The 6145-nt window shown below is 64.1% G+C and carries 6 protein-coding genes; 3 read left to right on the top strand and 3 right to left on the bottom strand.

The window, feature by feature from the left end; translation table 11 throughout:
* Nucleotides 1-618, bottom strand: a 618-nt coding sequence (locus A3764_RS19910; RefSeq protein ID WP_161487520.1) for a LysR family transcriptional regulator, incomplete at its 3' end; no start/stop codon positions are given.
* Nucleotides 619-724: 106 nt separating this feature from the next.
* Between A3764_RS19910 and A3764_RS19905 the strand changes: the two genes are divergently transcribed.
* The 3 genes from A3764_RS19905 to A3764_RS19895 all read left to right on the top strand — a co-directional run bounded on the left by A3764_RS19905 (nucleotide 725) and on the right by A3764_RS19895 (nucleotide 2135).
* Entirely contained in the window at nucleotides 725-1189 is a 465-nt protein-coding gene (locus A3764_RS19905) for a cupin domain-containing protein (protein ID WP_067928291.1), read from the top strand.
* Complete coding sequence (locus A3764_RS19900; protein WP_067928294.1) at nucleotides 1186-1590, top strand: hypothetical protein; 405 nt, start codon at nucleotides 1186-1188, stop codon at nucleotides 1588-1590. The genes A3764_RS19905 and A3764_RS19900 overlap by 4 nt, the downstream gene beginning before the upstream one ends.
* 86 nt (nucleotides 1591-1676) lie before the next feature.
* Nucleotides 1677-2135 carry a GatB/YqeY domain-containing protein gene (locus A3764_RS19895; protein ID WP_067928298.1) on the top strand — a complete coding sequence of 153 codons (459 nt, stop codon included), beginning with the start codon at nucleotides 1677-1679 and terminating at the stop codon, nucleotides 2133-2135.
* Between the two features lie 16 nt (nucleotides 2136-2151).
* Here the strand turns inward: A3764_RS19895 and A3764_RS19890 are convergent, their stop codons facing one another.
* Together A3764_RS19890 and A3764_RS19885 are read right to left on the bottom strand one after the other, a co-directional pair.
* Nucleotides 2152-2634: a DUF2244 domain-containing protein gene (locus A3764_RS19890; RefSeq protein ID WP_067928301.1), complete on the bottom strand. Its 483-nt coding sequence runs from the start codon at nucleotides 2632-2634 to the stop codon at nucleotides 2152-2154.
* Between the two features lie 163 nt (nucleotides 2635-2797).
* Nucleotides 2798-6145 (bottom strand): pyruvate carboxylase (locus A3764_RS19885; RefSeq protein WP_067952011.1); only part of this gene is annotated, 3348 nt, incomplete at its 5' end.

The raw sequence follows: 6145 nt of genomic DNA, 5'->3' as shown, positions 1-6145 counted from the left end.
GAGGACGTGCCCGATGTCGCAAAAGAGGTCGATGGGAACAACCGCCCCCGGCGCCACCCCCGCCCGTGCAAGGCGCGGATGGTCCCGCCGCGCGATGACGGAAAAGGAAGACCCGAAAATGCGCTGGGATTCGATCCGGTCGGGCAGGTCCATCTCCGGAACCAGCGCCACGTCCACGTCGTAGCGGTCGAGCGTATCGGCATAGCTGTCAGGGACGAGGTCCACGAGATGCACGAGCATCAGCGGCGCCTGCAGGGACAATCGGTCCGCCAGCCGGGGCATCAGCATCTCGGCAAAGAAATCGCTGCCCGAGATGCGGAACCGCGCCTGCGCCGTTTGCGGATCAAAGACCTTCGCCCCGTGGATCAGCGCCTCCACCCGGTCCAGCGTTTCGCGCAGCGGAGTTTCCAGCGAAAGCGCGAAATGCGTGGGCTCCAGCCCCTGACCCCGGCGAAAGAACAATTCATCCCCCAGCGCGCTGCGCAATCGCCCGAGGGCGGCGGAAACGGCGGGCTGCGAAAGGCCCAGATGCTCCCCCGCGCGGACGGTGGAATGATGCTGCAACAGCGCGTCCAGCACCCGCAGCAGGTTCAGATCGAAGTTGGTTATATTGGCCATTCGTATTAATTCTATGCGATCAATCGATTTGTTATATACCACGCTTTCGCCTATTCTGCGCATACGAAGGCGCCTTCGTTTCCAACCCAGCAAAGCGGAGGAAACGATGTTGAACTCATCCACAGCACATGACGCGGTCACATGGCTTGGCGTCACCTATCAAACGCTTCTCGGGGCCGCGGAAACGGGCGGGAGCCTGTCGATCGTCGAGTCCGTTTCGCCCCCGGCCTCCGGGCCGCCGCGCCATGTCCATGCCGATGCCTGCGAAGCCTTCGTGGTGCTGACCGGCGATGTCGAATTCTGGCTGGAGGGCGAGAGTTTCATTCGCGGCCCGGGGCAGGCGGTCTTTGTACCACGCGGCAAGGAACACACATTCCGCGTCGTGAGCGATGTGCCCTCCCGACATCTCGTTATCCTCACGCCGGGGGGCTTCGAGGAGTTCTTTCATGAAATGGCGGAGGGCCAGTTCCGTATTCCCGAGGACATGCCAGAGATCACCCGCAGCGCGGAGCGCCATCACCTGACCTTCACCGGCCCGCCCTTGGGCGCAGAGGCGGAGGCCGTGCAATGAGACCGGTCGTCACGCTTTTCGTCGCCACCGGCGCGTTCTTCGCGCTTTGCGGGATGGTCTGGGGTATCCAGATGGCGGCGACCGGCGACCATACGCTGTCCCCGGCGCACGGGCATCTCAACCTCGTGGGCTTCGTGCTGATGTCGATCTTCGGCGCCTATTACGCGCTGACGCCGCGGGCAGCCGCCACGGGCCTCGCGCGTTTGCACTACGGGCTTTCGGTGCTGGCCGTCCTGTCGCTGGCCCCGGGGATCGCGCTCGCGATCCTTGGAAGGACCGAGGTGCTGGCGCTTCTGGGCTCATTCCTGACGCTCGCCAGCATGGCGTTGTTTCTTTTCGTGGTCCTGCGCCACGGCGTCGGCGAAGAAGGCAGAGCAGCGATGGCCCCGTCACCCGCCTGAACCACCGCGCAGGCGCTGCCATTGCCTGCGCGGAATACATTGGATAATGTCCGGTCTTCATGCGTCAAAAAGGACCACAACCGGACATGACCCTGCGTACCCAGATCTCCGATTCCCTGAAACAGGCGATGAAGGACAAGGATGCCAACCGGCTGTCCACGCTGCGACTGATCAATGCGGCCATCAAGGACAAGGACATCGCCGCCCGCTCTACCGGGCAGGACGAAGGGGTGAGCGAGGACGAAGTGCTCGCCATTCTGGGCAAGATGTCCAAGCAACGGCTGGAATCGGCCCGCGCCTACGAAGAAGGCGGGCGGCTCGATCTTGCGGACCGGGAGCGGGAGGAGATCAGCGTGATCGAGGAGTTCCTGCCGCGCCAGTTGGATGAGGCTGAAAGCGCCCGGGCGGTGGACGAGGCCGTGGCCGAGGTTGGCGCCACGTCGATCCGCGACATGGGCAAGGTGATGGGCATTCTCAAATCCCGCTACACCGGACAGATGGATTTCGGCACCGTGGGGCCGATGGTCAAGAACCGCCTGAGCTGACGCTTTCGCAAGCCCTCTACCGGGCGAGCGAACGCTGCAGTTCCTCGAAAAGTGCGATGCGCTCGTCCTCGCTCAGAAACGCGCCGATCTCGACCTCGCGCCCCTTGCCGCTGAGGGTGACGTAATGGGGCACCGGCCCGCCCTTTTCGTACTTGGTGACGGTCGTCCAGTAGCGGTTGCAATCCCATTCCTTCACCACCCCGTCGGGCCGCCGGTGTGTCAGCCGCGCGGTATCGGTATCGAGCGTCAACACCTCTTCGATGCGCCGCGCGTGATGATTGCGCTGCAGGGCAAAGTAGATCCCGGCCACCGCCAGCAACACAAAGGGAAGCAGCCCCCAAAGCAGTTTCGTGCCCAGCAACGGCAAGGTGGGGATGAGGATCAGCGTGAAGGTCGCCAGAATGAAGGCCGCGAACCCCTTGGGGGGCAGCGACTGATGCGGCCAGAGCCTGAGCCGCCGTGCCGGTGCATCCGGCGGAGTGGTCCATTCGTAGGGCATGTCGCAATGATAGGCGCGCGCGCTGCCCCGGCAATGCGGCGAATGGACCGGACGCAGTATTCTTAAGGTACTTCCCACGACACGTCTGTCACTTCTTTTTTGGCAGGAAGTGATGGAGTAGGCGGCCAAGGCATTAACCCCTCGGCCGCCCGACAGTCGGGGCCTATTCCAGTTCCACCAACAGGTCCTTGGCGTCGATCTGGGTGCCGGGCTGGACGTGTACGGCCTTGATCACGGCGGCGCGTTCGGCGTGGATGCCCGTTTCCATCTTCATCGCTTCGATGGTCAGCAGCAGATCGCCCTTGGCGACCTTGGCCCCGGCCACCGCACCGACGGAGGCGACGACACCGGGCATGGGCGCCCCCACGTGGTTTTCATTGCCTGCCTCGGCCTTGGGGCGCTGGGCCGCGCTGGCCTTGACCACCCGGTCGGCGACCCGGATCACCCGGGGCTGGCCGTTGAGTTCGAAGAAGACCTTCACCTCACCGTCTTCATTGGTGTCGCTGGTGGCCTGCATGCGGATTTCCAGCGTCTTGCCGGGGTCGATCTCGGCCGAGATCTCCTCGCCCGGTTCCATGCCGTAGAAGAATGTGCGTGTGGGCAGCGTCCGCACCGGGCCGTATTGCCGGTGCCGACCCATGTAATCGAGGAAGACCTTGGGATACATCAGGTATCCGCAAAGGTCGTCGTCATCGATCCGCATGCCGTCAAGCTCTTCGGACAATTCCTTGCGCGTCGCTTCCAGATCCACCGGGGCGAGGTGCTTGCCCGGGCGCTCCGTCATCGGTTCCTCGCCTTTCAGCACTTTCTTGACGATGCGGTCCGGGAAGCCGCCGGGGGGCTGGCCCAGATTGCCGCGCATCATGTCCACGACGGAATCGGGGAAGGAAACATCGACCTCCGGGTCCTCCACCTGCGCGCGGGTCAGGCCCTGGCTCACCATCATCAGGGCCATGTCCCCCACCACCTTGGACGAGGGCGTGACCTTCACGATGTCGCCGAACATCTGGTTCACATCCGCATAGGTCCGCGCCACTTCGGGCCAGCGGTCATCCAGACCCATGGAGGCCGCTTGTGCCTTGAGGTTGGTGAACTGGCCGCCGGGCATCTCGTGCAGATAGACCTCGGACGAAGGCGCCTGCATCCCGGTCTCGAATGCGGCGTAGTGCTTGCGCACCTCTTCCCAGTAATCCGAGATTTCGCGCACCGCGGGCATGCTTAGGCCGGTATCCCGGTCGGTATGGCGCAGCGCCTCCACCACCGAGCCGAGCGTCGCCTGGGAGGTATTTCCCGAAAACGCGTCCATCGCGCAATCCACCGCGTCGACCCCGGCCTCGGAGGCGGCAAGGATCGTCGCGCAGGCGATGCCCGCCGTGTCATGGGTGTGGAAATGGATGGGCAGGCCGACCTCTGACTTGAGCGCCTTGACCAGCGCGCGGGCCTGCGCGGGCTTCAGCAGCCCTGCCATGTCCTTTAGCCCCAGAACATGGGCCCCCGCGTCGCGCAACTCCTTGCCCATGGCGACGTAGTACTTCAGGTCATACTTGGCCCGGTCCGGGTCGAAGATATCGCCGGTGTAGCAAATCGTGCCTTCGCAGACCTTGTTCGCCTCCTGCACCGCGTCCATCGCGACGCGCATGTTCTCCACCCAGTTGAGACTGTCGAAAACGCGGAAGACGTCCACCCCGGTTTCCGCCGCCGTGGCGACGAACTTCTGCACCACGTTGTCGGGATAGTTTGTGTAGCCGACGCCGTTGGAGGCGCGCAGCAGCATCTGGGTCATCAGGTTCGGCATCGCCGCGCGCAGGTCGCGCAGCCTTTGCCAGGGGCATTCCTGCAGGAAACGATAGGCCACATCGAAAGTGGCGCCGCCCCAGCATTCGACGGAGAAAAGCTGCGGCAGGTTGGCGGAATAGGCCGGTGCCACCTTGATCATGTCGATGGAGCGCATCCGCGTCGCCAGAAGGGACTGGTGCCCGTCACGCATCGTGGTATCGGTGATCAGCAACTGGCGCTGCTGGCTCATCCAGTCCGCGACCGCCTGCGGGCCTTTCTGCTCAAGCAGGTTGCGGGTGCCCATCTGCGGTTCTGCCCGCTTTGCCGGCGGGCGCGGATCCTTCAGATGTGCCGGGGGCCGGGGGTGGCCCTTGGTTTCGGGATGCCCGTTCACCGTAATGTCGGCGATGTAATTCAATACCTTGGTCGCCCGGTCGCGCCGCTTGGTGAACTGGAACAGCTCCGGCGTCTGGTCGATGAACTTGGTGTGGTATTCGTCGTTCAGGAAGGTGGGGTGTTTCAGCAGGTTCTCGACAAAGGCGATATTGGTGGAAACACCGCGCACGCGGAATTCGCGCAGCGCCCGGTCCATCCGCGCGATGGCCATCTCCGGCGTGGGGGCCTTCGCCGTCACCTTCGTGAGCAGGCTGTCGTAATAGCGCGTGATCACCCCGCCCGCGTAGGCGGTCCCCCCGTCGAGCCGGATGCCCATGCCGGTGGCGGAGCGATAGGCGGTGATGCGGCCATAATCGGGGATGAAATTGTTCTGCGGATCCTCGGTGGTAACCCGGGTCTGGAGCGCGTGGCCATTCAGCGTGATCTGGGACTGGTTTTCCTTGCCCGTCGCCTCCGCCAGGGTCTTGCCTTCGGCGATGAGGATCTGCGCGCGCACGATGTCGATGCCCGTGACCTCTTCGGTGACGGTATGTTCGACCTGCACGCGCGGGTTCACTTCGATGAAGTAGAATTTCTCATCCGCCATATCCATCAGGAATTCGACGGTACCCGCGCATTCGTAATCCACATGCGCGCAGATCCGGCGGCCCAGCTCGCAAAGCTCATCCCGCTGAGCCTGCGTGAGATAGGGCGCGGGTGCGCGTTCGACGACCTTCTGGTTGCGCCGCTGGACCGAGCAGTCGCGTTCGAAAAGGTGATAGATCCCGCCGTGCTTGTCGCCGAGGATCTGCACCTCCACGTGCCGCGCCTTGAGGATCATTTTTTCCAGGTAGCCTTCACCGTTGCCAAAGGCCGCCTCCGCCTCGCGCCGGCCCTCGCGGACCTTTTCCTTGAGTTCGGAGGCCTTCATGATGGGCCGCATCCCGCGCCCGCCGCCGCCCCAGGACGCCTTGAGCATCAGGGGATAGCCCACCTCTTCGGCCTGGCGGGCGATTTCGTCCATGTCGTCGCCCAGCACTTCGGTCGCGGGAATGACGGGCACGCCCGCCTCGACGGCGACGCGCCGCGCACTGGCCTTGTCCCCCAGCGCGCGCATGGTTTCCGCGCGCGGACCGATGAACGCGATGCCGTTGTTTTCGCAGGCATCGACGAATTCGGGGTTCTCGGACAGCAGGCCATAGCCCGGGTGTATCGCGTCGGCGCCGGAGGCTTTGGCCACGCGGATCATCTCGTCAATGCTGAGGTAGGCCGCCACCGGGCCCAGCCCTTCGCCGATACGATAGGCTTCGTCCGCCTTGAAGCGGTGCAGCCCCAGCTTGTCTTCTTCGGCATAGACCGC

Source organism: Sulfitobacter sp. HI0129, assembly GCF_001635395.1.
Taxonomy (GTDB): Bacteria; Pseudomonadota; Alphaproteobacteria; order Rhodobacterales; family Rhodobacteraceae; genus Sulfitobacter.
This window is presented reverse-complemented; position numbering and strand designations above follow the sequence as displayed.